General features: G+C 70.9%; 1 pseudogene. It reads left to right on the top strand.

The window, feature by feature from the left end:
* Positions 1-557: pseudogene (locus Ato02nite_RS50920) on the top strand (DapH/DapD/GlmU-related protein); the annotation flags it as partial.
* Between the last annotated feature and the right edge of the window lie 191 nt (positions 558-748).

Raw genomic sequence — 748 nt, 5'->3', positions numbered from 1 at the left:
CCGGCGCGGTCATCGGACCGGACACGACGCTGATCGACACCACCGTGGAGGCGGGCGCGACGGTGCTGCGTACCCACTCGATCGGGGCCGAGATCGGCCCGGCCGCGACCGTGGGCCCGTTCTCGTTCCTCCGTCCGGGCACCCGGCTGGGCCGCAAGTCGAAGGTGGGCGGCTTCGTCGAGACCAAGAACGCCGAGCTGGGTGACGGCGCGAAGGTCCCCCATCTGTCGTATGTGGGGGACGCGACCATCGGCCCGAAGTCGAACATCGGCGCCGGCACGATCTTCGCCAACTACGACGGGGTCAACAAGCACCACACCACGGTGGGTGAGGCCGCGTTCGTCGGCTCGGACACCGTGCTGATCGCCCCGGTCGAGATCGGCCCGGGCGCCTACGTCGCGGCGGGCAGCGCCATCGCGAAGGAGGTGCCCGCGGGCAACCTTGGCGTGAGCCGGGCGCAGCAGCGCAACGTGGAGGGCTGGACCGCCCGGCGCCGGCCCGGCACGGTGTCGGCCGAGGCCGCCGAGCGGGCTGCCGCCGATCAGAACGGCGAGTAGCGTTCTGAGGGGTGAGGCATCCCACCCGCCGGGCTCGGCGCGTGGCCAGATGGTGGCCTCGGGAGATACTTCAGGTGACTAACCCCTCGATCCAACGGGAGCAGCGAGCCGATGGGCAGCATCGTCGCGGAGAACCGTAAGAGCCTGATGCTTTTCTCCGGCCGGGGGTTCCCCGAGCTGGCCGAGGAGAT

Origin of the sequence: Paractinoplanes toevensis, from assembly GCF_018332695.1 — a bacterium.
GTDB lineage: Bacteria > Actinomycetota > Actinomycetes > Mycobacteriales > Micromonosporaceae > Actinoplanes > Actinoplanes toevensis.
This window is presented reverse-complemented; position numbering and strand designations above follow the sequence as displayed.